Origin of the sequence: Streptomyces sp. SLBN-118, assembly GCF_006715635.1 — a bacterium.
Classification (GTDB): Bacteria; Actinomycetota; Actinomycetes; order Streptomycetales; family Streptomycetaceae; genus Streptomyces.
In genome coordinates, this window is record NZ_VFNP01000001.1 from 3,647,174 (window position 1) to 3,671,788 (window position 24,615).

Annotated in this window: 24 protein-coding genes and 1 pseudogene; 3 read left to right on the top strand and 22 right to left on the bottom strand. The window is 68.8% G+C overall.

Annotation, left to right across the window (positions count from 1 at the left end):
- Window positions 1-46: 46 nt before the first annotated feature.
- From FBY35_RS16605 to FBY35_RS16670, 14 genes are all read right to left on the bottom strand, one after another.
- The gene (locus tag FBY35_RS16605; RefSeq protein ID WP_142214542.1) at window positions 47-289 is read right to left on the bottom strand and encodes a helix-turn-helix domain-containing protein; all 243 of its coding nucleotides are present in this window, start codon (window positions 287-289) and stop codon (window positions 47-49) included.
- Between the two features lie 438 nt (window positions 290-727).
- Window positions 728-2,209: an ATP-binding protein gene (locus FBY35_RS16610; protein WP_142214543.1), complete on the bottom strand. Its 1,482-nt coding sequence runs from the start codon at window positions 2,207-2,209 to the stop codon at window positions 728-730.
- Window positions 2,202-3,071: a bifunctional DNA primase/polymerase gene (locus FBY35_RS16615; protein WP_142214544.1), complete on the bottom strand. Its 870-nt coding sequence runs from the start codon at window positions 3,069-3,071 to the stop codon at window positions 2,202-2,204. The genes FBY35_RS16610 and FBY35_RS16615 overlap by 8 nt, the downstream gene beginning before the upstream one ends.
- 90 nt (window positions 3,072-3,161) lie before the next feature.
- Window positions 3,162-3,620 carry a hypothetical protein gene (locus FBY35_RS16620; protein ID WP_142214545.1) on the bottom strand — a complete coding sequence of 153 codons (459 nt, stop codon included), beginning with the start codon at window positions 3,618-3,620 and terminating at the stop codon, window positions 3,162-3,164.
- A gap of 50 nt (window positions 3,621-3,670) precedes the next feature.
- Window positions 3,671-3,988 (bottom strand): hypothetical protein, encoded by a 318-nt coding sequence (locus FBY35_RS16625; protein ID WP_142214546.1) that lies wholly within the window; start codon window positions 3,986-3,988, stop codon window positions 3,671-3,673.
- Window positions 3,989-4,242: 254 nt separating this feature from the next.
- Entirely contained in the window at window positions 4,243-6,348 is a 2,106-nt protein-coding gene (locus FBY35_RS16630) for a hypothetical protein (protein WP_142214547.1), read from the bottom strand.
- A gap of 1 nt (window position 6,349) precedes the next feature.
- Window positions 6,350-7,900, bottom strand: coding sequence for a hypothetical protein (locus FBY35_RS36435; protein ID WP_186356952.1), 1,551 nt, complete (start codon window positions 7,898-7,900; stop codon window positions 6,350-6,352).
- A gap of 95 nt (window positions 7,901-7,995) precedes the next feature.
- The gene (locus tag FBY35_RS16640) at window positions 7,996-8,238 is read right to left on the bottom strand and encodes a hypothetical protein (RefSeq protein WP_142214548.1); all 243 of its coding nucleotides are present in this window, start codon (window positions 8,236-8,238) and stop codon (window positions 7,996-7,998) included.
- 20 nt (window positions 8,239-8,258) lie between these two features.
- Window positions 8,259-8,594, bottom strand: a complete 336-nt coding sequence (locus FBY35_RS16645; protein WP_142214549.1) for an RRQRL motif-containing zinc-binding protein — start codon at window positions 8,592-8,594, stop codon at window positions 8,259-8,261.
- Window positions 8,591-9,595, bottom strand: coding sequence for a DUF2637 domain-containing protein (locus tag FBY35_RS16650; RefSeq protein ID WP_142214550.1), 1,005 nt, complete (start codon window positions 9,593-9,595; stop codon window positions 8,591-8,593). The genes FBY35_RS16645 and FBY35_RS16650 overlap by 4 nt, the downstream gene beginning before the upstream one ends.
- Window positions 9,592-9,867 (bottom strand): DUF6303 family protein, encoded by a 276-nt coding sequence (locus FBY35_RS16655; protein WP_142214551.1) that lies wholly within the window; start codon window positions 9,865-9,867, stop codon window positions 9,592-9,594. Before FBY35_RS16655 ends, FBY35_RS16650 begins: the two co-directional genes overlap by 4 nt.
- Window positions 9,867-10,130 (bottom strand): DUF6284 family protein, encoded by a 264-nt coding sequence (locus tag FBY35_RS16660; protein ID WP_142214552.1) that lies wholly within the window; start codon window positions 10,128-10,130, stop codon window positions 9,867-9,869. The genes FBY35_RS16655 and FBY35_RS16660 overlap by 1 nt, the downstream gene beginning before the upstream one ends.
- Before the next feature lie 87 nt (window positions 10,131-10,217).
- Window positions 10,218-10,667: a transcriptional regulator gene (locus tag FBY35_RS16665; protein ID WP_142214553.1), complete on the bottom strand. Its 450-nt coding sequence runs from the start codon at window positions 10,665-10,667 to the stop codon at window positions 10,218-10,220.
- Between the two features lie 404 nt (window positions 10,668-11,071).
- Window positions 11,072-11,788 carry a GntR family transcriptional regulator gene (locus FBY35_RS16670; RefSeq protein WP_142214554.1) on the bottom strand — a complete coding sequence of 239 codons (717 nt, stop codon included), beginning with the start codon at window positions 11,786-11,788 and terminating at the stop codon, window positions 11,072-11,074.
- A gap of 56 nt (window positions 11,789-11,844) precedes the next feature.
- Between FBY35_RS16670 and FBY35_RS16675 the strand changes: the two genes are divergently transcribed.
- Window positions 11,845-12,717: a bifunctional 2-polyprenyl-6-hydroxyphenol methylase/3-demethylubiquinol 3-O-methyltransferase UbiG gene (locus tag FBY35_RS16675; protein WP_260848633.1), complete on the top strand. Its 873-nt coding sequence runs from the start codon at window positions 11,845-11,847 to the stop codon at window positions 12,715-12,717.
- 48 nt (window positions 12,718-12,765) lie between these two features.
- On the opposite strand, the gene FBY35_RS16680 is transcribed toward FBY35_RS16675, so the two are convergent.
- The 3 genes and pseudogenes from FBY35_RS16680 to FBY35_RS16685 all read right to left on the bottom strand — a co-directional run bounded on the left by FBY35_RS16680 (window position 12,766) and on the right by FBY35_RS16685 (window position 14,802).
- Entirely contained in the window at window positions 12,766-13,665 is a 900-nt protein-coding gene (locus FBY35_RS16680) for an ImmA/IrrE family metallo-endopeptidase (protein WP_260848698.1), read from the bottom strand.
- A gap of 69 nt (window positions 13,666-13,734) precedes the next feature.
- Window positions 13,735-13,950 (bottom strand): annotated as a pseudogene (locus FBY35_RS37160) (helix-turn-helix transcriptional regulator); the annotation flags it as partial.
- An 18-nt stretch (window positions 13,951-13,968) separates the two neighbouring features.
- Window positions 13,969-14,802, bottom strand: a complete 834-nt coding sequence (locus FBY35_RS16685) for a hypothetical protein (RefSeq protein ID WP_142214556.1) — start codon at window positions 14,800-14,802, stop codon at window positions 13,969-13,971.
- Between the two features lie 85 nt (window positions 14,803-14,887).
- On the opposite strand from FBY35_RS16685, the gene FBY35_RS16690 reads away from it, so the two are divergent.
- Entirely contained in the window at window positions 14,888-15,457 is a 570-nt protein-coding gene (locus FBY35_RS16690; protein WP_142214557.1) for a hypothetical protein, read from the top strand.
- A gap of 425 nt (window positions 15,458-15,882) precedes the next feature.
- On the opposite strand, the gene FBY35_RS16695 is transcribed toward FBY35_RS16690, so the two are convergent.
- The 4 genes from FBY35_RS16695 to clpB form a co-directional block, all read right to left on the bottom strand.
- Complete coding sequence (locus tag FBY35_RS16695; RefSeq protein WP_186356953.1) at window positions 15,883-18,516, bottom strand: SpoIIE family protein phosphatase/ATP-binding protein; 2,634 nt, start codon at window positions 18,514-18,516, stop codon at window positions 15,883-15,885.
- A gap of 148 nt (window positions 18,517-18,664) precedes the next feature.
- Window positions 18,665-19,798, bottom strand: a complete 1,134-nt coding sequence (locus FBY35_RS16700) for an aminotransferase class I/II-fold pyridoxal phosphate-dependent enzyme (protein WP_260848699.1) — start codon at window positions 19,796-19,798, stop codon at window positions 18,665-18,667.
- 329 nt (window positions 19,799-20,127) lie between these two features.
- Window positions 20,128-20,673: a YbjN domain-containing protein gene (locus FBY35_RS16705; protein ID WP_142214559.1), complete on the bottom strand. Its 546-nt coding sequence runs from the start codon at window positions 20,671-20,673 to the stop codon at window positions 20,128-20,130.
- A 115-nt stretch (window positions 20,674-20,788) separates the two neighbouring features.
- Window positions 20,789-23,407, bottom strand: a complete 2,619-nt coding sequence (clpB, locus tag FBY35_RS16710) for an ATP-dependent chaperone ClpB (protein ID WP_142214560.1) — start codon at window positions 23,405-23,407, stop codon at window positions 20,789-20,791.
- Window positions 23,408-23,527: 120 nt separating this feature from the next.
- On the opposite strand from clpB, the gene FBY35_RS16715 reads away from it, so the two are divergent.
- Window positions 23,528-23,932 (top strand): pyridoxamine 5'-phosphate oxidase family protein, encoded by a 405-nt coding sequence (locus tag FBY35_RS16715; RefSeq protein WP_142214561.1) that lies wholly within the window; start codon window positions 23,528-23,530, stop codon window positions 23,930-23,932.
- A gap of 127 nt (window positions 23,933-24,059) precedes the next feature.
- Here FBY35_RS16715 and FBY35_RS16720 read toward each other — a convergent pair whose 3' ends face one another.
- Window positions 24,060-24,380 carry a (2Fe-2S)-binding protein gene (locus FBY35_RS16720; protein ID WP_142214562.1) on the bottom strand — a complete coding sequence of 107 codons (321 nt, stop codon included), beginning with the start codon at window positions 24,378-24,380 and terminating at the stop codon, window positions 24,060-24,062.
- Window positions 24,381-24,615: the final 235 nt, after the last annotated feature.

Sequence of the window (24,615 nt, forward strand, 5' to 3'; positions counted from 1 at the left end):
GGGGTGGCCCTCCCTGGGGTACTGAGCTGTTCGGCGCGTGCTGGAGTCAGGCGGCGATCTGGTCGGCACTCTTGCGCTGGGTGACGTAGGCGCGGACGTCGGTGGGGTCGTAGCGGACGTACTTGCCGATGCGGAATCCGGGCGGGCCGGTTCGCTTCCGGCGCCACTGGTAGACGGTTTCGAGGGGCACCTCGAACATGTCGGCGATGTCGTCGGGTGTGAGGTAGCGGTCAGGCAACCCGGCGCGGAGAGTGGCGCGCGGGTCCGGCTGTTCACGTTTGGTGCTCATGGCGTGTCCTCCGTGCGCGGGTGGGGGCCTGTTCCGGGGTCTGCGTGTGTCCGAGGTGCGGATTTCTGCGTCACCGCGTCACCAGCGTCACCTGAGGCTCTGACCTGCGGGTTTGGGTGACGCGGCAGTTCGGGGCTGCGTCACCGGTGCGTCATCGGCTGCGTCACCGGGTGACGCAGGTGACGCAGGATGACGCAGAGCCAGCCGTCTGCGTCACCGCTGTCGACGCAGGTCAGGGGCCGTTTTCTGGCCCGGGTGACGCAGGTGACGCAGTTTCTTCCCTCTTAGGACAAAGAAGGGGCTGCCTGTAGTAGTCGAGTGCGCCTTACAGAGCGAAGAAGGAGCCGCTGCGCGGCGCGACCTTGGGGCGGCGTTCCGCCGAACAGCAAGAGGAGCACGTGCTCTTCTTGCTGTTCGCTTGAGCGTGCGGGTCGCGGGTCAGAACGCCCGCGTCTGCGCGTGCGGAGGCAGGGTCAGGGCGACCGTGCGGGTCATTTCGAGGTAGCGGCCCGCCTTGGTGCGGCCCGAGTCGATGAGGACGCCCCGGGCCGCCAGCGTCGGTTGGAGGCGCTTGAGGCGGTCGGAGAGGACTTTGCCGGTGGTCGGCCAGCCCTTGGGCAGGGGACGGCCATCCTCGCCGCTGTAGAGGCGGCTGAGGCAGGACAGCCACTCGGTGGACGTCATCTGCTGCGCCGCGCCGGGCTCGATGGTTTCGGCGTGCCTGAGGACGGTCTGGGCGAGGAGATCGCCCTCGATCACGTCGTCGTTCAGGTCGTCCAGACTCGCCCGGTAGGCGGCAAGAGCCCCGAGCCCGGTCGCCGCGTCGAACTGCGCGCACAGGTGCGCGAAGTCCGCCATCCGCAGGTCGGTCGGGGTCTCCGCCTCCACGGCGCGCACCTTGACGGTGAGGTCCAGGAGCGAGCCGAGGACCACCGGCAGAACCTCTGCGTAGTCCGCCCACAGTTCGGCTTCGGTGCGCCGCACCTTGGGACGCTCCAAGCGCAGGGGCAGGAGCCGTTCGGCGAGGTCGGGCCGGATAACGCCGACGTCGATGCCGGTCAGGAGCAGGGGGCGGCGGTAGCCGACCCGGAACACGTCCCCGTCGGTGAACAGGGCCCGCTTGACGCTCTCGGCTCCGGTGACGATGCAGCACATCGCGTCGGACAGGTCCGGCGTCATGTGGGAGAGGTTGTCCAGCGCGGTAATCCATCCGGCCGCCACTGCCGCGATCAGATTCTCCTCATCCTTCGGCGCCCGCCGCAGGTCACCGCTCATGCCCTCGATGATCCTGGTGAGCATCCGGCCCCCGGTGGACTTCCCCGCGCCCTGCGGCCCGGTGAGGAACGGCGCGGGGACCGGCACGGACGGTCCGAGGCAGCCGATCAGCCACGCGATGGCCAGGCATTCGGTCTCGGCGTTGGCGAAGTTGCACAGCCGCATCAGAAGATCGATGCCCTTGCCGTCGGTGTCCTTGACGGGAAGGGGCAGTTCCCCGGTGAGCTGGGTCCGCCGCCAGCACACCTCGCGAGGGTCGGGGGTGAGGATGTCCCAGCCGGTGGGGTGGATGCGGACGGACTTCCCGTCATCGCGGCCCAGGTCCAGCCACGTCGCCCCGTCGAACCCGGGGGCCACGCGGATGTTCACGGCGTGCGTGTCCGCGTCCAACGCGAGCGCTTCGATCAAGTCCAACGCCTCCTTCATCGCTGACCCGTTGAACACGCCGCGCCCGTCCTTGAACAGGCCCACCATGAGTTCCTGGCGGTGGCTGCCCGTGGTGCCCTGCGAGCGCATCGGCCGGGCGACGGGGTGCCCGTTCCTCTGCGCGTACACGGTCCCGTCGGCGGTGCGGAAGTACCGGAAGTGGGCCTGTGCATAGTCCGCGATGACCTCGCGAGCGGGATTCTTGTCGTCCTCAGACATGGCTCAGTCCCAACGTGTTCAGGGCGTTGGTCCACGCATCCATGCAGTGCCGGGGCGACTCCCCCTTGGCCTGCGCGGCGGTGAACAGCCGCGCGGTGTGCGCCTCGGTGAGGCAGCCGCACCGACCGTGCGTCGACAGCACCGCGAGGAACGTCCGGTACACCGTCGTGTGCACCGCCTCCCGGGCCTCGGTAATGCGCTGCTCCGCCATGGCAATGCCACGGTCCAAGTAGGTCGGCGTGCGGTGCGGACACTCGCCGCCGCCCGCCAGTGCGGGCACCGTGACGGAAGCCGGACGGGCCGGGGCCGGCTCCTTCACGGTCAGCGCGCGCACGACGTCGGGCAGGGGCGCCATGGTGCCGGTACCGGGACCGAGCCAACGTGCGTAGGCCATGGTCGACTTGATGTCGACGCCGGGCCGTACGGCGTTGGCGGACTGCATGGCGCCCTGGTAGAGCCAGTGCTCGCCCCGGGTCGTTGGCACGGTCAGTGTGGCGGGCAGGCTCGAACGAGCCCATCCGATGGCTTCCGCATTGTCGAGGTCGACGACGGTGAGACCGGCGCCGCCGGGGTGGTAGGCCACCGCCGCTGCGTCTCGCCACGCCCGCGCCCACGTCGGCGAGTTGATGACGCCGGGGTCGGTGGTAGCGGCGGCCCAGCCGTGGCAGGGCGCCGGGCAGGTGCAGGACCCGGGGATCTTCATGTTCGGCCGGCCGCCACAGGCTCCGTTCGCGCAGGTGCGGCAGTTCCCGAAGGGCACCTTCCCAGCGCGCAAGGGCAGCGGCGGCACACCGGTGGCCGCGAGCCTCAGCGCGGTGCGCTGATGGTCTGGCAGCGTGCTGATGTCGGTGGGTTGGGTCATGCTGGATGTCCTCCAGTTCGTTACGAGCGTGCTGGGTGACAAGGGCGGCCCCGGTTCATTGGCGTGAGGTGGGGGCCGCCCTTGGCGTAGCTAGTGGTGGTCGGTGGCCCAGCGTGCGTACTGCTGGCGGACGTAGGCGCGCGGGTCGCAGATCACGGCGGCGTCGTCCAGTGCCTTGAGCTTTCGGGCGATGTCGAGGGCCTGTTCCTCGGTGGCGGTGCAGCCGGGGGCGAGGCCGGTGGCCATACGGTCGACGACTGCGGCCCGGCGCAGCCACCACTCGCGGTCACGTTCGTGCGGCTCGCGGTCGCACAGCCAGTTCAGTTCGCTCGGCGCGTCCGGGGCAGTGGCGTAGGCCTCGGTGAGGCCGGGCCACTCCGAGATGGGCCTCGTGGGGGCGTCCTTGTGGTCGGCGTAGAGGTAGAGGCGTTGCTGCTTGCCGTCGCAGTCGGGGTAGCCCGCGATGGTTCCGGCGTTGAAGGCGTCGTCCAGAGCGACGACGATGCGGTCGGCATCGGTGGTGGCGCAGACGATACGGATCTCGAACATGAGGGCTCCCGTTGCTTGGTGGTCCCGTTGGCGGGACGTGCTGTCGTGGGTCACTGGCCCTTGGGGCGGGTGAGCTTGAAGGTGAGCCCGCCGACGCCGATGGGCCCGGCGGCCCCGGCGATGAGGGTTGCGGTGTGGATGGCGAACTCGAAGAGCGCGAGGATCGCGGCGACCGTGCCCGCAACCCCGATCGCGGTGGCGAGGCCGAGACCGAGCGGCACCAGGTAGGTGCGCGCAGTCCGCGCCGCCGGGGCGGCCTGGACGACGACGATGATCGGCCGTCCTTCGCGTTCGGCCTGCCGGTAGACGTCGGCGGGTATGTGCGGGGCAAGGGTTCCGGGCGCGGGCCCGGGCGGTTGGTGGGTCATGGTGGTGCCTCCGTTCGGCTCGCGGTGGGTGGTGCGGGAACGGGGCGGGCCGGTCTCCACAGGGTGTGGAAACCGGCCCGATGCGCAGCGACGTCCGGTGTCGGCTTGTCGTGTCGCTTGTCGTCTGACTTGTCGTGCGGCTTGTCGCTTGTCTTGTCTTGTCGCTTGTCGCCTTGCAGGTCACAAGCCGTTTCGGGCCCTCAGCAAGCCGCCAGGGCCCCTTCTCGCAGGGATGGGCGACAAGCGACAGGCGGTCACGCCTCGGGGGCGTGGCGGTGGTGAACGTAGCGGGCTTTGGTGCCCGCTCCGACGCGTACGGCGGTGCCGTCGTCGGTCCATGTCTTGAGCCATCCGACGACGGTTTGCCGGGTGGTGCCGTGCTCGTCTCCGAGCGCGCGGGCGATGGCGGACGCCCCGGTTCCCTCCGGCCCGGCGGCGAGCAGCAGCGCGAGCGCGGCCTCCTTCGCGGCGTTGTCCTCGGCTCTGAACGCGGAGAGGTTCAGCCCGGTCGGTGTGGGCGGCTGCTCCGTTCCCGTGTCCGGCTCGGCGGCTCCGGGTTCGGGGGCGGTGGCGAACTGGGCGTCGATCTGCTCGCGGAACTTCCGGGCGAGCGCGTCCGCGGCGGACTCTTCGGCGGGCCGCTGCTCGCGCAGGGCGGAGAGGTTCAGCCCGCCCCCGGTGCCGTCGGCCTCGGCCGCTGTGCCCGTGGTTGGTGCGTGGTCATGGTCGTGCATCCAGGCGATGCGGTCGCTGTACCAGCGCCGCGCGTAGTCCTGCCCAGCCGCTTTGGCGGAGGTGGCGTCCAGGGTGGGGTGCCGGTCGGAGGTGGCGGCCACGATGTCGCGGATCTGGTTGGGCAGGATTCGCCACGACTTGAACAGCGCCGGGGCCGATTCGGGGGTGCCCAGGAATCCGGCGCCCTTGTAGGGGGCTTGGTCGGTCTTGAGTCCGCGGCTGCCGGGGAACATCTTGCCGAGGTCCATGCCCTCGGTCTCACCGCCGGTCAGCGCGACACGGACCTTGGCTTCGCGGCGGATCATCAGGTTCCCGAGCACGGAGCCGGTGGCCCCGAGTGCGGTCAGCACGGTGCGTACGCCCATGGCGCGGGCGATGCGGATGACTTCCAGGATCTTCCTGGCCAGCTCCCGCATGTTCTTGTCGGTGCTGGTCAGGATCTCCGCGCCCTCGTCGATGACCAGCATGATCTGCGGAATCTTCGCGCTGATCGGCAGCAGGTCGGTGTTCGCACGCGACATCAGGTCCTGGTAGGCCATCTTGCGGTGCTTCGCGACCCTGACCGCCGCATCGAGCATCAGCAGTGCCTCCTCGTAGGAGGCGGCCAGCCAGTCCACTCCCGGGCGCAACGGGGCCTGCCCTTCGTCCGGCTGGTGGTTGAGGGCGGGCAGGACCCAGGGGAGTCCTGCCGATCCGGCGTTGAGGTCGATCACCCAGGTGAGCACGTCTTCGGCGCGGGCGAATCCGGCGAGGATGACGTGGACCATGTTGGTCTTGCCCGATCCGGTCGGGCCGACCACGAGCGCGCACTGCTCGCGCAGGTGGGCGCGGATCTCTTCCGCGTTGGTGCGGTACCCCCACGGGATGCCCGTGTGCAGGGACAGTGGCCCGTAGTCGGTCGGGTAAGTGACCTCTTCGGCGAGCACGTTGACCGTGGTTACGTCGATGAGGACGCGGCCCTGGTCGATGCCCTGCGAGGCGGAAGCGGTGCAGCCGTGCGGCAGCCGCGCATCCGCCGAGAGGCGGGCGGACTCCCGCGCGATCTTGTCGTAGGTGGTGCCGCCGGCCGGGAGTTCGGCGTCGATCGTGAATCCGGTCCCCGTCGGCCACTGCTCGACGGCGAGGACGCGCACGGTGATGCCGCACACGCGCTGGATCCGGTCGACCCATTCGGCGGCGATCGCCCGCCGTTCCGCGGAGAGCTCCCTCGCGATCTGCCGGTCAGCGGCGGCGATCGCCTCCAACTCCCGTGCTTCCTCGTGCAGGAGGGTGGCGCGGGCGGCAGCCCCGAGGCCGACGCCGAGGGTGGCGAGGGATCCGAGGGCGGCCCATGTGAGCGGGCCGGTGGTCATGGCCCATGTCGTCCACCCGGCACCGACCAGCCATGAGGCGGCGCGCGTGCCGATCGTGCGGGCAGAGAGGCGGTCGCGGAGGCTGGTGGCGGTGTGGCCGATCGCCCCGGCCGCGCCGACCGCGAGCACCCAGCCCGGGGGCATGCCGGTGGCGGCGCCGGTGGCGGCGAGGGCGAAAGCGCCGGTGGTGGCGGACAGAGCGCCGGTCACGGGTCCGTGACCGGCGGTCCAGTCCCACACCGGCCCCGTGCTGGCCTGTGTGTTGGTGGTCATGTCAGACGTTCCATCCCTTCTCGGCCTCGGTCCCGTTGCGCGGGTCCTCGTGGCGGGCGATGTCCTGCTCGTGGGCCTGCCGGAACAGCGGGCCCATGTCCTCGGCGACCGCGACCGCGCTCATGAGGGCGCCGAAGATGTCGTTGAAGCCGTCCGCGACTTCCTTCTCCAGCGGGAACTCCGAATCGGCCCGCTCAGCGAGGATCCGCATCACGTTCGCCACGCTGGTCAGCGCGGCCGGGAGCCCTTCGACCATGGCCAGGATCTCCATGGCGTCCTCGGGGTCGTAGCTGTTGGCCGCGGCTTCCATCTCCGCCGCGTACTCCTCGAACCGGAAACCAGACACGATCTCTCCCTCACTGCTCTCGCTGCTGGTGGGTGCTGCCGGCGTCGGCCCGGCCGGGCGCTTGGCCGTGTCCCCGATCTGCTCCGTGTTGTCGTCGGCGGCCTCGGCATCGATGGCGGCCTCGGCGTCCTGCAGGGCTGCCCGGATTTCCTCATCCCGTGCTGTGCGCTGCTCGTGGGCGGTGCGCATCATGCGGGCGTAGAGACGGCGGCCGGGGTGCACTAGCCGCGGCAGCCCGAGCTTGCGGCCGATCGGGGACGTGATCAGACCGACGAGGCCGAGGGCACCGGCGAGCAGGGCCGCGAGCAAGCGGCGACGCTGGAGGCGGGCCGCCGAACGGCGCAGGGCTTTGCGCGCCTGTTTGCGGGCCGGTGCCTTCCGCACCTGGTCGCGCTGCCCGGCGACCTGCCCGGCGGTCCGCTGGTCACGCGACCTGCGGGCGCGCTCTATCGCCGCGCCCCGGGCCTTGCCCACGCGCCCGGCAGCCTTGCCAACGGCCCGACCGACCAGCCCCTTCTTGGCGAGCGAGGCGGACCGCTGATCGGCCTTTGCCTGCCGCCGCGCATCCGCTACCGAACGGCGTGCGCCCGTCGTCTCGTTCCGGCGGGCGGCCCGCGACGGCGACACCTGCCGGGCCGCATCCCGCAGCGCCTTGACCTGCCCGACCTTGCCCCGACCCGTGCCCGACGCTGCGGACGGCGACGCCGCGGCGGCCCTGCGGCCGCTGCGGTTCAGCCCTCCCGCCTTGGCAGCAGCACGGGACGACTTGCCCCGGCTACGACCAGCGAACTTAGTGGTGCCGGCGTTCCCGGTACGGGCCTGGCCCGGCACCCGCCCCGCACCGTGCCGACCGGTCGATGCCGCTCGCGCCGCCCCGCCCGTACGGCCTTTGGTGGTCTTGCTATTGGCCTTGCTCTTGCGGTCGGGGCGGTGGCGGGTGGCCGCGGCAGCGGCAGCGGTGCCGAGCACGACCGCGCCGGTGGCGGCGACGGCGAGCGCGGCAGGTCCGCCCACGAGCGTGGCGGCGGCCAGAAGGGATGTGGTGGTGTTCGTGCCGGTCACCGCGAGCGGGACGACCGGCCACCCGCCCGGCGTGTGCTCAACCTCGGCGGCGGCCGGGGCTGATGTGGGTTCGGGTGCCGGGGGCGGTGTGGTGTCCGGCGGGGCGTCGGTGCCCGCTTCCGGAGCGATGGTGGTGTCAGTCATGCTGGTGTGCACTCCTTCGCTGGAGAAACAGCAGGGCCCGCACGCGATGCTTGGTAGGCGCGGTGTGTGGGCCCTGCTGGGTGAGGTGTTGCAGGTCAGAGCCGGTTCGGCTCCAGGGAGAAGAAGACGACGTTGGCCCTGGCGAACGCGGGGTTCTCCGTGCCGATGTGGTCCCGCAGGGCCACGAAGAGGCTGTGCCGGGTGTCGTCCGAGGCGGGGGTGACGGTGCCGTACCAGGTACCGGCAACCCGGCCGGGCAGATCGAGAGTCAGCACGTAGTGGTGCGAGCCCTGATTCCCGGCGGCCTGGGTGGTGCTCTCTTCCGTCTGGCTGCTCATGTGCTGTGTCTCCTGTCGTGTCAGGCGGCGGATGCGGATGAGTCGGCGCACGGGGTGCACATGCCGAGCGAGGTCGGGATGCGATAGCCCGCGTCCCGGCGGCAGTTCGGGCAGATCCGGCGAGCGGCGTTCGCCCGCTCCAGGGCCGCTCGTTTGGCGGGGGTCATGGGGCGGACGGGCTTGGCCCGATCGATCCGGTAGAGGAAGGCGACCAGCGGGCCCCGGCGACGCCGGGGGCGCTGCAACTCCGCGGCCACGTCCTGCCCGCCGGGCCGCAGCCCCATGGCCCGCAGCTGGCGGTAGGTGGCGTAGCCGTCCGGTGCGAGGCGCCACCGGTAGACCGGCAGCGCGCTCACGACGACGCGCCTTCGAGCGTCCGGCCGACGGTGGTGTCGCGGTATTCCTGGTAGCGGGTGGAGACCCAGCCGACCGACCAGCCGCACAAGTCCGCAGCCGCCCGGACCGCCAGCCCCTCGGCGAACGCGGCATGCACGACGGCGCGGGCTCGGTCCTCGGGCAGCTTCTCGTTCACCGAGCCGCCGGACAGCAGCGCGGCCCGTTCACGCGCGGCCCGCTCCTCCCGCTCCGCCTGCTCACGACGGGCAGCGGCTTCCCGCTCCAGACGCTCCGCCTCGCGGCGCTGAGCAGCTTCCCGTTCAAGGCGTTCACGCTCACGCTGCTGCTGTTCACGCTCACGTTCACGGCGTTCACGTGCCTCCCGCTCGGCACGCTCGCGGGCTTCGGCCTGCTCCCGTTCCTCGCGCCGTGCCGCCTCTTCCCGCTCGGTCTGTTCACGGGCCAGCGCCGCTTCGTGCTCGCGCTGTTCACGGGCCAGCGTCGCGGCGTGCTCGCGTTCCTCGCGGGCCCTCTGCTCGGCCGCCTCGCGCCGTTCCCGCGCAGCCTGCTCGCGCTCGTTCTGCTCTGCCCGCATACGGGCTTCCTGCGCAGCCAGTGCGGCGGTGATGGCCCGCCGGTAGGCGAGTCCGGTCTCTGCCGTGACGATCAGCAGCAGCGGAGCGACCGCGTGCACAGCCACTCCCACCAGGTCTTTCCTCAGCGCAGAGTCGGCGACGTTGAGCGCGAGGGTCATGCAGCCGGTCATCCACCGCAGCACGATCGGCCACCGGCCGCCCTGCCCGCCCAACCGGGCCAGCACCGCGTCCAGGCGGACCACGATGACGACCGCGGCGTCCACCACCAGCGGCAGAATCGGCGCCGTCCAGTCCCACTCATCGGGGGTGTGAACGGCCATGAGCGGCGTGACCGTGAGGATGGAGTAGAGCATCGCCCCGGCCACGATCAGCCACGTCCCGACCGACAACGCGCGCTCGGCTGAACGGATCTGAACACTGTTCATTCCGTCGCCTCCCGCACCGTGACCGACGCGATCAGCAGCACCGCCGACGACGGGTCGTCAAACGTTGCGCTGTCCTCGAACCACTCCCACTCCGCGCCGTCCGTGAACACGTAGCCGAGCGCGTTCAGCGCCCGTGAACGCTCCTGAACGGTCGGCACCACAGCACTTCCGAAAGCGCGCTCGGGCCACTGCGACACCGGCACCCCGAGCAGCACCACATACAGGCACCACCGGCCTCCGCTGTTCGCGAGCTGCGCCTTGAACGTGGCCATCAAGCCACCTCCGGCGAACCCGTGACGCCCCGGTTGGTCAGCTCACGGCGGGCAACCAGCACCCGCCGGCGGGCCCGCCGGATCCGGCGGACGTCCAGCGGCGACGGTGCGCGGTCCAGGGTCGTGATCTGCGCGTCCAGCAGCTCAAGCTCCGCCGTGATGACCGGCATCTCCCACTCGATCGCGTCCAGCTCCGCGGCCGTCGGCTCGCGGTCGAAGTCGGGGGCGGTAACAAGCGTCTGAACAGCAGCGATGTGCTTCATGAGTCGTGGTCTCCCTAGCAGGTTCACGGCTCGACAGCGGCCCCGGAGGTGCAACTCCGGGGCCGCGCGCCGTGGGACGGAAAGTTGTCAGACGGTGGCGATGATCAGAGCGGCGACCAGCAGCCACAGGTGATGGAAGGACTGGTCCAGCGCGTAGGCGCCGGTCCCGATGTGCGGGTTGTCGTCCCGGCCGGCACGCGGAGCGCCCAGCCGGTAGAACTCGCCCTTGCCCGTTGCCTCAGCGAGGCGGGCGAGGGTGCTGCGGCGATCAGCCCAGCCATGCGACAGGGCATCCACGGCGAGGCCAGCAGTCACACTGGCCGCGGAGAGCTCCAGCCCGAGCAGCCACGCCACCGGCATCAGCAGCAGGGCTTTCGTGACCGTCAGGGTGGCGACGTGCCGTGCGGCGGCGAGGCTGCCGGGCCAACCCGGCAGCCCCTTCGCGCACGACTGATGCGATGTCTGCACCCAGTGGTCACCCACCGAATGCCCGACCCATAACGCGATGAAGACCGCAGCGAACAGAGCAGCATCCATGCGAGAACTCCCAGGTAGAGAGGGACAAGCAAGCCGTCCGGCTCCCCTCAGCGCTGCTCGTACGAGACGAGCAGCGGAGGCAACCGGCCGCGGCTGCGCCGCGGAGTTGATGTGCGGCATAGCCGCGTGATCCGCCTTTTCGACTCGGGGAGACGGGGCCCACCTATGCAGTTCTCAAGCAACTCCCAGCGCGGGGCCCCTCGTTGAGGCGAGCAATCCCGAACCAGAACCGCTCCTCCCTTGAGGGCGGCGTCGCACTTACAGATTGGACCGGTGGACCGGTCCAGTCAAGCAGTGAATTTGGAGTTGAGAGAAGGCGAGACGAGTTTGCGCAGCTCAGAGGGTATGACGGGGCATCAAAAAAGCTGGACCGGCGGACCGGTCCAGCTCCGTCGCGCGACCCTCTACATCGCGTAGGTGTCTACCTGCTCGAAGAGTGCTGCGGGAGTGACGCCCTCCTCGCAGACCAGCGGACGACCCTCTTGGTCATGCGCCGTGTGGAGGAGTACAGCGACCGCGCTTCCCTCCTCCACCCCCAATCGGTCCGCCTCCGTACCCGTGGCGAGGCGCACGGTGGTGACATCTACTCCCTCGGCCGGGAACCGACCGGTCTGCCGACGGACATAGCGTGTCGTGCCCTCGGCGATCGGGGCCGTGTCGGAGAGGCGGGGCGCCGCCTCTCCGATCTCAGGAGGGAACCACGCTTCCACGTAGCTATTCGGGGTTCCGTCCGGGAGTTGGAGGACGCGGACGCGTCGGAGTGCCAGCACTCCGGAGGCGATTCGAAGCGCGTTGGCGACGCGGACGGGCGGCTCCGCCCAGTCGGGTTCGCCGATCCGTAGGAACGGCATCCCGCCCAGGATGCGTGCCGACCCGGCCCGGCGGGCGCCGGCGGGGCGCGCTACGGGCGTCTCTGTGACGACGAAGCCGGTCCCCTGCTTGGCCACCACTACGCCGTCGTTGCGCAGGACGTCTACGGCCTTGATGGCTGTGGCACGCGACACGTCCCACTGCTCGGCCAGGTCGCGGCCGGACGGGATGGTGTCGCCAGGGGCGAACTCACCTGCGGCGATGCGGGCGCGCAGAGACTCGGCGATCTCTTCGTACTTCAGAACGGCCATGGCTTCCTCTACCTCGCACGCTGGACTGGTCCACCGGTACACACGATACTGCGAGCATGTCGAATCTCGAATTGGCTCCCTCTGTGATGCGGTTCTACGGCGAGACAGTGAACGAGGACAGCCGCCTGCGCAGCTCGGCAGACGGCCGCATGGAGTTGGTCAGGACGCAAGAGCTCCTCCGACGCTTCTTGCCCCCCGCGCCGGCGCGCGTTCTCGACGTGGGAGGGGCGACTGGGATTCACGCTGAATGGCTCGTTAAGGACGGCTACGAAGTCACGCTTGTGGATCCGGTGCCGCGGCATGTCGAGACCGCCTCGGCCGTGTGCTCGGCGATCGTGGGGGACGCTCGTGATCTGCATGAGCCGGACGACAGTTTCGACGTAGTGCAGCTTCTTGGGCCTCTGTACCACCTGCCCGATCCCGAGGACCGGACTAGGGCGCTGGCCGAGGCCAACCGAGTGGTGAAGCCGGGTGGGTTGGTGGCTGCGGCGGCGATCAATCGGTACGCGTCGCTCTTCGAGCACGTCACGTATGCCCACCTGCACACTGAGCGGATTCGGGATTCGGTTTCCGAGATCCTTGAGACGGCCGTCTACGACGGGGTACGCGGGTTCACTCTGTCGTACTTCCACCGCGCTGAAGAGCTGGTGGCGGAGTTGGTTGCCTCCGGTCTGGAGGACGTGCAGGTCTTCGGGATCGAAGGGCCTGCGTGGTCACTGGTGAAGGCAGCCGAGCAACAGCCGGGCGAAGGGCCGACGGACGACCTCATTGCGTCTGCCATGGAGGCAGCACGCATGGCGGAGCCGTACCCAGAGCTGCTAGCCGCCAGTTCGCACTTGCTCGCCGTGGGGCGGGCTCCCTACCCGGCGGCGTCTGCGGCGCCAACGGCGCCGCAGACTGCCGAGATCGGAAACTCTCACAATTCCTGACGGCGGTGCGGGCATACAGGCCAGAAAGGAATTGATCAAGCCCGGGACCTAAGTCCCGGGCTTATCAATCTTGCTGCCAAATAGGGGGATCACGCCGTCTTGGCTATCCACTTCTTGGGGCTCAAGAAATAGATCTTCACGTACGGGGGACCTTGCTGTCACTGTTCGAAAGATCCCCGGAGTTACCCGGGATTCTTTGGCCAATGAGAGTTCGTCCATCCCTACGCTCGACAGGATTTCCACCGCTTTGGGGTAGAGCGACGGTTGCTCCACGGCGGGCATCTCTCCTGGTTCGCGGCGGCGCCATCCCTTCGATGACAAATAGGCGACTGCGTTGCGATACGTCACGTCACTCATTACGCCGAGAGCCCTGGAGCGATACAGGAGAGCCTGAAGGCTTACCCCGTAAGTCTCCTTCAGGGTTGCGAGGATTCTCCAGTCTGCCTTGCTGGGCAAAAGATCGCGCAACTCATCCTCCGGGAGGAGGAGTTCAGCCGCGAATCGGTGAGCCTGGTTCTCGACTACCTTGCTCCCTGGTTCGGCATCCACATGCATCACGAGGTGCCCAATTTCGTGGGCGACATCGAAGCGCTGGCGGTAGTAATCTTCCTTGGCTGGATTCAATACCACCGTCGGCCTATAGCCGTCGTCAAAAGAGTAGGCGTCAACTGCGGCAGTTTGGGCGGGGCTGAACACCACCACGACGCCATGGTTTTCCGCTAGGCGCACGAGGTGGCCGACCGGCCCTGAGCCGATGTCCCAGTGCTTGCGAAGAAGACGAGCCGCCTCCTCTGGGAGCGTGCTCGACTCGTCTTCCACGTCGACGCTTAGCCGCGGCAGATTGGGTTCCGGGAACTCGACGTGCCGTTCGAGAGCGGCGCCCACATCTCCAGAGATCACTCCGTACGCGAAGGCTTGATCTCGCGCCAACTGCGTCGTCGAACGCAATGAGCGAAAGTGAGGTACGGAGTCGCTAGCTGTCGATTGGTGGGGGCCAGGGAGGAAGAAACCCGGATCCACTCCAAGCGTCAGGCATAGCTGAGCAACTGTCGCGGGCGCTGGGCGCTTCGTGTTGTTTTCATACGCTGCGACAGCGGTAGCACTTTTGTCGATTTTCGTTGCGAGTGCGTTCTTCCTTAGGCCGATCAGCTGTCGCGCGAGCGTCAAACGTCGTCCGTCGAAGAGGCGAGAGGCGTCACTAACCTGCACATCTGTGCGGCGTGAGGAATCCATGACTATCCACTCGTTTCATTACTTGTCGTTCTCTCCCGACGCCTGGCGACGCTCTCCGCTCCCTTCCGACGACTGACGGCGAAGGCGAACGGGTGCGTCCTGGATGCCGGACAATCCGGGACGAGGGTCGGGCGAAGTGGGAATCGGTACCGAATTGGGAGTACCCGGTTCGGCTGCAAGTAGATCATGCTTCCAGTACCAGGCATCTCCGCCCCCACGATTCAAACGAGAGCGCCCCAAGTAAAGTTCTCGGATGTTCAGCTCTCGTTCAATGCTGTGGGCGACGATGAGCGTTGTCGCGTTGAGCTCCGCGTTCTCTTCCCTCAGTGCCTGGATGGTGGCGGCGAGCGACTCGGCCTCGTCCTCCCAAAGGGTGGGGTGAGGGTCCAGCCACCCTGGTGGCTTCCCCTGAGACGCAACACGCTGCTTGGTGGGGCTCTTCTGGGGCCACGGGATGCGATTGCTCTCCCCGAACACGAACGACGTGAGCAGGATCCGCCAATCCCCACACCGCCACCCCGGCGACTGATTGAGGTCGGACCAGACGACTGCGCCTGGGGCAATGAGCGGCATCTTGCGGTGCTCGCCCGGTGCCAGTCCGGCGGCCACGAGGTCCAGGCCGGCTGAGGCAGACTCGGGTGAGTCCACGCTGTGCTTCCCCGTGGAGAACGCTCGGTGCAGTCTGTCAACGAAGAGCTTGTGGGCGGTAGATCCGACCCAGCCCTGATCATGCCCCGTGTCGGGGTCGTAGTCCTCCATGGTGCGTCGGTAGGCCGACGCGCTAGCCCATGTGAGGGTCGCGAGAACACCACTGGACTCAAGGTCCTCAAGCGCATCCTGCTGTTCGCTCATGCCGCATGACTATACCTCATCCCAGTAAGTAGTGCGTAAAAATAAACCTGGCGCATGGAGTAGTGCGTTCAAGTGAACCGAACATGTGACCTATTCCGAGCTGAACCTATCGTCTTGCTGGCCGGCCCACCAGTGCCCCGCCTCTGCTCGTGCCGACGGCCTGGCATCGATCCTCGACGTTGGTGACAGTCGTGGCATTCGCCTGATCCACGGCGTGAGCGCCTGCGACTATGTGGTCATGTCGAAGCCTGGAATGCCTCTCCAAGCCGCGCTCATTCCCGACTGCACCAAGCCAGAAGCCCACCGTGCTGCCTACAAAACAGCCAAGGCCAACGACGCGATCTTTGTGTGCATTGCTCGCCAAGGGGAGCGCTGGAAGGTGCAGCTTGACGCCATGGCCAGCCGCAAGCCCTACGTACCGGATCAGGCGATGACCGTCCTGCAATCCGCGGCTGAAGCGCTGGTGTTGGACGGCACCGTGGAGCAGGCCAACATTGGAGCTGACTACATCTCCATGTGGCCGATCGAGACCGAAGAGAGGGCGCGCGAGATCGGAGCCGCGTTCCACGCCGCAATGTACGGTCTCCAGCTCCTACACATCGCAGCTCCGGGCCAGCCGGAACCGTCGCCGCCTCGGCCAGGAGGGGGCCGGTGACATCAATCCTTGACATCAACGTGGGCGCACAGCAACGCACGGCGACAGCCTCGGAGCCTCACCCCGCTGGTCGGTCTGTGCAGCTCGGTCCTTGCGCTTGAGTGATCCGTAGCGACGCTGCACCCGCCTACGGAACAGATGCGCCGCACGCCATGCCACATACCCTCGGACGGCCCCGTCCACCGCGGGCGGGCTGGGCCGTCGGTGGGCCGTCCGAGGGCGGCCAACGACGACAGATGACGACAGTCGATAACAGCCCTCCCCCTGCTCAGAGAGCGCGCCTTGAGTGCCGACGCAGGTGCTCATCCGCGAACGTGAGTTGAGCAACTCCAGAGCTTCGCCACCTCGCCACCGCGCAGGGGACGCCGGACGGTGTCTGCCGAACACCCCTGAACCGCTGAACCGCGTCGTCCGAACCGCGTCGTCTAAACCGTGTCGTCCGCCCAAAGCGTGCCGTCCACGCTGCCGTCCGATCCGGGCAGCGCCAGCTCCGCCCAGATGACCTTGCCCTCGGGGGTGTAGCGGGTGCCCCAGCGCTCAGCCATCTGCGCGACCAGGAACAGACCTCGGCCGCCTTCGTCCATCGTGGCCGCATACCGCAGATGGGGCGAGGTGCTGCTGCCGTCGGCCACCTCGCAGGTCAGGGTGCGATCGTGCAGCAGTTGCATGGTGACCGGTGCGGAGCCGTAGCGGATGGCATTGGTGATCAGCTCGCTGAGCACCAGCTCCATGGCGAACGCGAGCTCGGACAGACCCCAGTCGTCCAGCTTCTCGGCCACGGCGGCGCGCATGCCCGCCACGGCGGCGGGATCCAGCGGCACGTCCCAGACGGCGACGCGGTCGCGCGGGATCGCCCGTGTGCGGGCGATGAGCAGCGCCACATCGTCCTTCGGCCGACTGGGCAGGAGCTCGTCGAGCACCGCCTGACAGCTCTCGTCCGGCGACCGGTCGGGATGGGACTCCAACGCCTTGCTCAGCATCTCCATCCCCACGTCGATGTCCCGGCTGCGGTCCTCGATGAGCCCGTCGGTGTACAGGACGAGTTGCGTGCCCTCCTCCAGCTCCAGTTCGGCGGTCTCGAACGGCATACCACCGAGGCCCAGGGGCGGCCCGGCCGGAAGATCGGGGAACGACACACTGCCGTCACGGTGGACCAGCGCGGGCAGGGGGTGCCCGGCCCGCGCCATGACGCAGCGGCGGGAGACGGGATCGTAGACCGCGTACAGACAGGTGGCGCCCATGACCCCCGCACCCGCGGCAGCCCCCTCCTCCTCCTGGTCGATCCGCCCGACCACGTCGTCGAGGTGGTTGAGGATTTCGTCGGGCGGCAGGTCGAGCGTGGAGAAGTTGTGCACCGCCGTACGCAGCCGTCCCATCGTGGCCGCCGCGTGCAGGCCGTGGCCGACGACATCCCCGACGACCAGCGCCACGCGGCTGCCCGGAAGCGGGATCACGTCGAACCAGTCGCCGCTCACCCCGGACAGCGCGGGCAGATAGCGGTGGGCGACATCGAGGGCACTCTGCTCGGGCAGGGCCCGCGGGAGCAGGCTGCGTTGAAGGGCGACGGCCAGGGTGTGCTCACGGGTGTAGCGGCGCGCGTTGTCGATGCTGACTGCCGCCCGGGCGACCAGTTCCTCGGCCAGGGAGACGTCTTCTTCCTCGAACGGCTGCGGCTTTTCCGAGCGCCAGAAGTTGGTCATGCCGAGGGTGACGCCCCGCGCCTGGAGGGGCACCGTGATCAGCGAATGGATGCCGTAGTCGATGATCATCCGTGTCCGCTCCGGGTCCTGGGCATGCCAGCCGGACTCGGCGGACAGGTCGGGAACCAGCTCCGAGAGGCCACTGCCGAAGCCCCGTGCCTGCGGTGTGGAGGGGAGGAAGTCGATCAGGCGGTCGAGTTCGTAGAGGGGATGGTCGTCCCGGATGCCGTGGACGGCGGTGCGGCGCATGTCGGCGCCCGTACCTCCCGGCTCCTCCCCCCGCAGAACCGGATCGGCCAGATCGACGGTGACGAAGTCGGCGAATCGCGGGACCGCCACCCTTGCCAGTTCCTCGGCAGTTCGCACCACGTCGAGCGTGGTTCCGATGCGCAGACCGGCGTCGTACAGCAGTTTCAGCCGCTCACGGGCCACCTCCGCCTTGCCGTCCAGCGCCCGCAGCTCCGTGGAGTCACGCAAGGTCACGACCGTCCCCGCGGGGCCGCCCTGCCGGTCCGTGGGCCGCTGGTTCACCGCGAGCAACCGCTCCCCGGCCAGATGCACCTCGTCCGTCGCCACCCGGCCGGAGGCCAGCAGCTCCACCGTGGAGGGTTCGAGGCTGGGCAGATCCGAGATGTGCCGCCCTTCGGCGTCGGGCGGCAGATCCAGCAGTCGCATGGCCTCGTCGTTGGCCAGCAGCAGCTGACCGTCGTTGTCGACGATGAGCACACCCTCGCGGACGGAGTGCAGCACGGCGTCGTGATGCTCGTACATGCGGGTCATCTCGGCCGGGCCCAGACGGTGGGTCTGCCGCCGAAGCCGCCTGGCCACCAGCGCCGTCCCGGCAGTGGACAGGGCGAGCGCGGCCGCTCCGGCACCGAGGATGATCGGCAGCTGCCTGTCCACCACACTGGTCACGTTCTTGACCTTCAGGCCGGCGGACACCAGGGCCACGACGTTGCCCTTGACGTCGCGGATGGGGACGGTCGCCTGTACCTCGTGGCCGAGCGGGCCATGGACGCTCTCGGTGTACACGCGTCCGGCCAGCGAGGGTTCGATCTTGCCGACGAACCTCTTTCCGATCCGGTCCGGCTTGGGATGCGTGTAGCGGATCCCCTTCGTGTCCATCACCACGATGAAGTCGACGCCGGCCGCCCTCCGCCCCGCCTCGGTGAGAGGCTGCAGCACCTTCGAGGGCTGAGGGGCCTTCAGCGCGGCCAGAACGCCCGGAGAGTGCGCAAACGTCTGTGCGACGGCAATGGAACGGCGCTTCGCCTCCGAGCTGCTGTCGAACCGGGACTGCAGCACAAGCGCGAGCACCGCGGTCGCCACAAGCAGCACAACCAGAGCCACCTGCAGCATGAAGACCTGTCCGGCAACGCTCCGGGGGTGCTTGTCGGTCAGTGACCGAACCGGTGCGCTCCGGAGTCGGTCGGAGCGTTTGAGCACATTGCCTTTCTAACACAACGCAGGCAACAGGCTTTCCGGGCGCGGCGAAGCCCGGCTGCGATCAGCGCGCGTTGATCAGCTGGTCAACGGCCTTGCGGATCGAGTCCTCGCGTTTGCAGAAGGAGAAACGGACCAGCCAGGCCGGAGCGTTCGCGCTGAGGTAGAACGCCGACGTCGGGATGGCTACGACACCTGCGCGCTCCGGCAGCATCCGGCAGAACTCGACCCCGTCCGCGTATCCCCACGGCCGCACGTCCGCCTGCACGAAATAGCCGGCATCCGCGCGGAAGGGCCTCAGTCCGGCCTCGGCCAGGCCGCCGCTCAGCAGGTCGCGGTTCGCGCGCAGCGTGTCCCGCAGACCGGCCGCCCACTCCTCCACCGAGCCGAGTGCCTGCGCCAGCGCTTCCTGGTACGGAGTACCCGAGGCGTACGTCAGGAACTGCTTGGCCGCGCCCACCGCGGCGACGAGCGGCGCCGGTCCGCAGACCCAACCGATCTTCCAGCCCGTCGTGTTGAAGGTCTTGCCCGCCGAGGAGATGACCACCGTCCTCGCCCGCATGCCCGGCACAGCGGCAATGGACCGATGGCGCGCGCCGTCGCTGTAGACGAGGTGTTCGTAGACCTCGTCCGTGATCACCGTCAGCGCGTGCTCACGGCACACGTCCGCGACCGCTTCGAGCTCCTCGGCCTTGAAGACCATGCCCGTGGGGTTGTGCGGGGTGTTGAGGATCAGCACCCGGGTACGCGGGGAAACGGCCGCGCGCAGTGCGTCCGTGTCGAGGGCGAACCCGTCGCCGTCGAGGACGAGGGGAACGGCGACCAACCGTGCGCCGGCGAGGCGGGCATCGGCGGCGTAGGCGTCGTAGCAGGGGTCGAAGGCGATGACCTCGTCCCCTGGATCGCAGAGCGCCAGCAGCGCTGCGGCAAGGGCTTCCGTTGCACCCGTCGTCACCAGCACCTCGCCCTGAGGCCGGTAGTCGAGGCCGTACCGACGCAGCTGATGAGCGGCGACGGCCTCGCGCAGCGCGGGGAATCCATGGGCCGGCGGGTACTGGTTGCTGCCCGCGAGCACGGCATCCGCCACGCCCTTGAGCAGCACGGGCGGACTGGCCAGCTCCGGCACCCCTTGCCCGAGATTCACGGCCCCGGTACTCCGCGCCAGCTCCGTCATCTCGGTGAAGATCGACGTGCCCATGCCGTGTACCCGGGCCGCAGGACTCCAGCCCGCCGAGCCCACGACGCCGCGCGCATCAGCCGTCTCTGCCGTGTTCATGCGATCCCGCTTTCCCGAGTCCGTCATCAGGAGATCCGGCTCTCACGATAGGCAAGAGCAGGCACTGCATGCGCTGGACGAGTGGTGGAGAACAGCGCCGTCGAGCGTGTCGGCAGCGACCGCCGGCTCTCGCGACAACACAAGCCCGGCCGAGAGCGGCGGTCGGTGACCGTCGCACTGGCCGGGCTGTCGTCGGTCTTATGCGGGGCGCATCTGCTGACGCTGTCCCCGATCACGCGCTGAACGAGCGGTCAGGCGTCGTCGGCAGGCTTCTCGTCGGCGGGCGTCCCGTCCGCCGTCTCCAGGCCGAACTGCTCCGCGAGCCACTTGTCGAACTCGATGGCGGCACGGACCCAGCTGACCGTCGAGGAGACGAAGTGCTCCAGGCTGACACCCGTGCCGATCAGCATCTGGGCCTCGCCGATGAGGCGGATGGTGGGGCCGTCCTCCTCCTCGTCGTGCAGGTGGGTGTAGACCTTCGGCCACAGGGTGCGGCGGTTCCAGTCGTCGACCGCGTCGAGGATCTTCGCCTTGTCCTCGACGTCGTGCGGACGGTCGTAGAAGGTTCGCACGGAGAAGACCTGCTGGTCGGCCTCGCCGCGGAACATGAAGTACGTACGGAATTCCTCCCACGGCGCCGCGAGGTCACCCTCGTCGTCGACGACGTACTTCAGTTCCATCTGGTCGAGGAGCTGCTTGACCAGGTCCTGGTCGGGAACGACGGGGCCCGCCGGTCCTGCGGCCTGAGGCTGGGGCTGGCCCCCGAAATTCGGAATCGAGGACGGATCGATGGTCACCGTGGATTTCCCTTCGTACGGTTCCTGCCATCCTCCCCCATGTCGGGCGGGGGCTGGCAACCCCCACCCGACGGGTCCGCTCGTGGCGTAGACCGAGTTGGCCCTTACAGCGGCCTTACAGCGTCTTTCCCGTGGCCAGGCCGGTCTGTCCGGTGGCCGGGCCGACCATCAGGCCGTCCCCGAAACGGTCCACCCGCACCGTGTCGCCGTCCGTGACCTCGCCCGCGAGGATCTCCTTCGCGAGCCGGTCGCCGATCGCGGTCTGCACCAGACGGCGCAGCGGGCGCGCGCCGTACGCCGGGTCCATGCCCTCCTCTGCCAGCCACTCCAGCGCCTGGGGAGTGACCTCCAGCGCCAGCCGGCGCTCGGCCAGCCGCTTGGCGAGGCGGCCGATCAGCAGCTCGGCGATCCGGCTCAGCTCCTCCTTGTTCAGCGCGGAGAAGACCACCAGGTCGTCGAGCCGGTTGAGGAACTCCGGCTTGAAGGAGGCCCGCACGATCTCGAGGACCTGCTGCTTCTTCTCCTCGTCGCTGGTGAGCGGCTCGACCAGATACTGGCTGCCGAGGTTCGACGTCAGGACCAGGATGGTGTTGCGGAAGTCCACCGTCCGCCCCTGGCCGTCGGTCAGCCGCCCGTCGTCGAGTACCTGCAGCAGGATGTCGAACACCTCGGGGTGCGCCTTCTCCACCTCGTCGAGCAGGACGACGGAGTACGGGCGCCTGCGGACGGCCTCGGTGAGCTGGCCGCCCTCCTCGTAGCCGACGTAACCGGGAGGGGCGCCGACGAGGCGGGCGACGGAGTGCTTCTCGCCGTACTCCGACATGTCGATACGGACCATCGCCCGCTCGTCGTCGAACAGGAAGTCGGCGAGCGCCTTGGCCAGTTCGGTCTTGCCGACACCGGTCGGGCCGAGGAAGAGGAACGAGCCGGTGGGCCGGTCGGGGTCGGCGATGCCGGCGCGCGTCCTGCGTACCGCGTCGGACACGGCCCGGACGGCCTCGGTCTGGCCGATCAGCCGCTTGCCCAGCTCCTCCTCCATCCGCAGCAGCTTCTGAGTCTCGCCCTCCAGGAGCCGTCCGGCCGGAATACCGGTCCAGGAGGCGACCACATCGGCGATGTCGTCGGGGCCGACCTCTTCCTTGACCATGGTGTCCCTGGCGGCCTCCTGCTCGGCCTCGGAGGCTTCCTCCAGCTCACGCTCCAGGGCCGGGATCTCCCCGTACAGCAGCTGGGAGGCGGTGTCGAAGTCGCCGTCGCGCTGGGCCCTTTCGGCCTGGCCGCGCAGGTCGTCGAGCTTCTCCTTCAGCTCACCGACGCGGTTGAGGCCCTGCTTCTCCTTCTCCCAGCGCGCCGTGAGACCGCGCAGTTCCTCCTCCTTGTCGGCGAGGTCGCGGCGCAGCTTCTCCAGGCGCTGCCTGGAGCCGGGGTCGGTCTCGTTCTTGAGCGCGAGCTCCTCCATCTTCAGCCGGTCGACGGCGCGCTGCAGCTCGTCGATCTCGACCGGCGAGGAATCGATCTCCATCCGCAGCCGGGAGGCGGACTCGTCGACGAGGTCGATGGCCTTGTCCGGCAGGAAGCGCGAGGTGATGTACCGGTCGGAGAGCGTCGCGGCGGCAACCAGCGCGCTGTCCGCGATCTGCACCTTGTGGTGGGCCTCGTAGCGGCCCTTGAGCCCGCGCAGGATCGCGATCGTGTCCTCGACGGTCGGCTCGTCGACCAGCACCTGCTGGAAGCGCCGCTCCAGGGCCGCGTCCTTCTCGATCCGCTCGCGGTACTCGTCCAGGGTGGTGGCGCCGACCATGCGCAGCTCGCCGCGCGCCAGCATCGGCTTGAGCATGTTGCCCGCGTCCATGGACGAGTCGCCGCCGGCGCCCGCGCCCACCACGGTGTGCAGCTCGTCGATGAAGGTGATGATCTGGCCGTCGCTCTCCTTGATCTCGGAAAGGACGGTCTTGAGCCGTTCCTCGAACTCGCCGCGGTACTTCGCACCCGCGACCATCGCACCGAGGTCCAGCGAGACGAGCCGCTTGTTCTTCAGGGACTCGGGGACGTCGCCCTTGACGATGCGCTGCGCGAGCCCTTCGACGACGGCGGTCTTGCCGACACCGGGCTCACCGATCAGCACCGGGTTGTTCTTGGTGCGGCGGGACAGCACCTGGACGACCCGGCGGATCTCCTGGTCCCGGCCGATGACCGGGTCGAGCTTGCCCTCCCGGGCGGCCGCGGTGAAGTCCGTACCGAACTTCTCCAGTGCCTTGTACTGACCCTCGGGGTCGGGAGTGGTCACCCGGCGCCCTCCCCTCACCGTCTCGAACGCGTCCAGCAGCTTCTTCGCCGTGGCCCCCTGCCGGTCCAGCACCTCGCCGGCCTGCCCGCCCTTGGCTGCGATGCCGATGAGCAGGTGCTCGGTGGACAGGTACTCGTCCCCCAGCTCCTTGGCCCGCCGTTCGGCATCGGCGACGACCGCCAGCAGCTCCCGGTTGGGCTGAGGCGGGGCGACGGTCGAGCCGGTCACGCTGGGCTGTGCCGCAAGCACCCGTTCGGCTCCGGCACGCACGGCCACCTGGTCCGCCTCGACGGCGGCCAGCAGATCGACGATGTTCTCGTTGTCCTCGCCCGCGAGCAGCGCGAGCAGCAGATGCGCTGGGGTCAGGTCGGGATGCCCGGCGGACACCGCCCGGCTGGTGGCGGCGTTGAGCGCATCCCGGCTCTTGTTGGTCAGCTCGGCGTCCACTGCGGTCTCTCCTCCTCGAAGGCAGGGCGTTTCCCTCACACTGACTCATTCAGCGTGCACAAAGTTGAGTCTATTCCACTCAATCTAGTGAACGGTAGCGTCCGCCGGTAGGTTCCGGGCATGGCCATCGATCCGCGCAACCCCGACGCGTCCTTCCTCAGCTTCTGGCGTGAGTACCACATGTCCACACTGACGACACCGCGCCAGGACGGCACCCCTCACGTTGTCGCGGTCGGCGTCACGTACGACCCGGAGGGCGGATTCGCCCGCGTCATCACCAATAAGCACAGCCACAAGGTGGCCAACCTCCTGGCCGCGGGCCCGGAGGGGGCGCCGGTCGCGGTCTGCCAGGTCGACAAGGGGCGCTGGGCGACCCTGGAGGGCCGCGCGAGGGTCCGTGCGGAGCCCGAGCTCATCGCGGACGCGGTGGAGCGTTACGCGGAACGCTACGGGCGCACACCGGCCCCGAATCCGGACCGGGTGCTGATCGAGATCACCCTGACGCGGGCGATGGGCCGGGCGTAGGGAACACATCCCCGTGCCGGAGCCTTCCGTACGGGAAAAGCACAGCGGCGCCATCGCGTTTCAGGTCCACGATGGCGCCGCTGTGTGGGGGAAGCACCTGAGCGATTTACAACGACGGGGGAACCGCTCAGGCACTGCGGGGGGTGGCGGTGGTGGTGTCGGGCTCGACCAACTGGTGATCGCGTTGATCGAGATTGACGAAAATCATGCCGTACCGGATGGCACAGCGGACGGGCTGCGGAGCTCCACGGGGCCGGCGAAGGCACCGATACGCGCGGACGTCTTCGTCCTCCTCGCGCGCCACGACGATCGGCTCTCCGAAGAGGGTGACCATCAACGAGTCGCCACGGTGGGGGATTGCCGTGACGAGGTCGATGAAATGCCACCCCGATCGATAAGCCGTAGCCATCTCGCGCCGGAAGACCCGGTCGTCCGGTGGAACGGTCATGCGTCCGTGCGGGCCGGAGCGACGCCCCAGGAGGGCTCACCTGGCGTACCCGCGGCGTCAGCCGGAGCGACACCCCATGAAGGCTCACCGGGAGTGCCCGACGCGTCCGCCGGAGCGGCAACACCCCAGGAGGGCTCACCGGGCGTTCCGGCCACAGCATCAGTGGGAGCGAAGCCCCACGACGGTTCCCCAGGAGCTGCCGTCACCGCGCCGGCGGGAGAGCTACCCCAGGAGG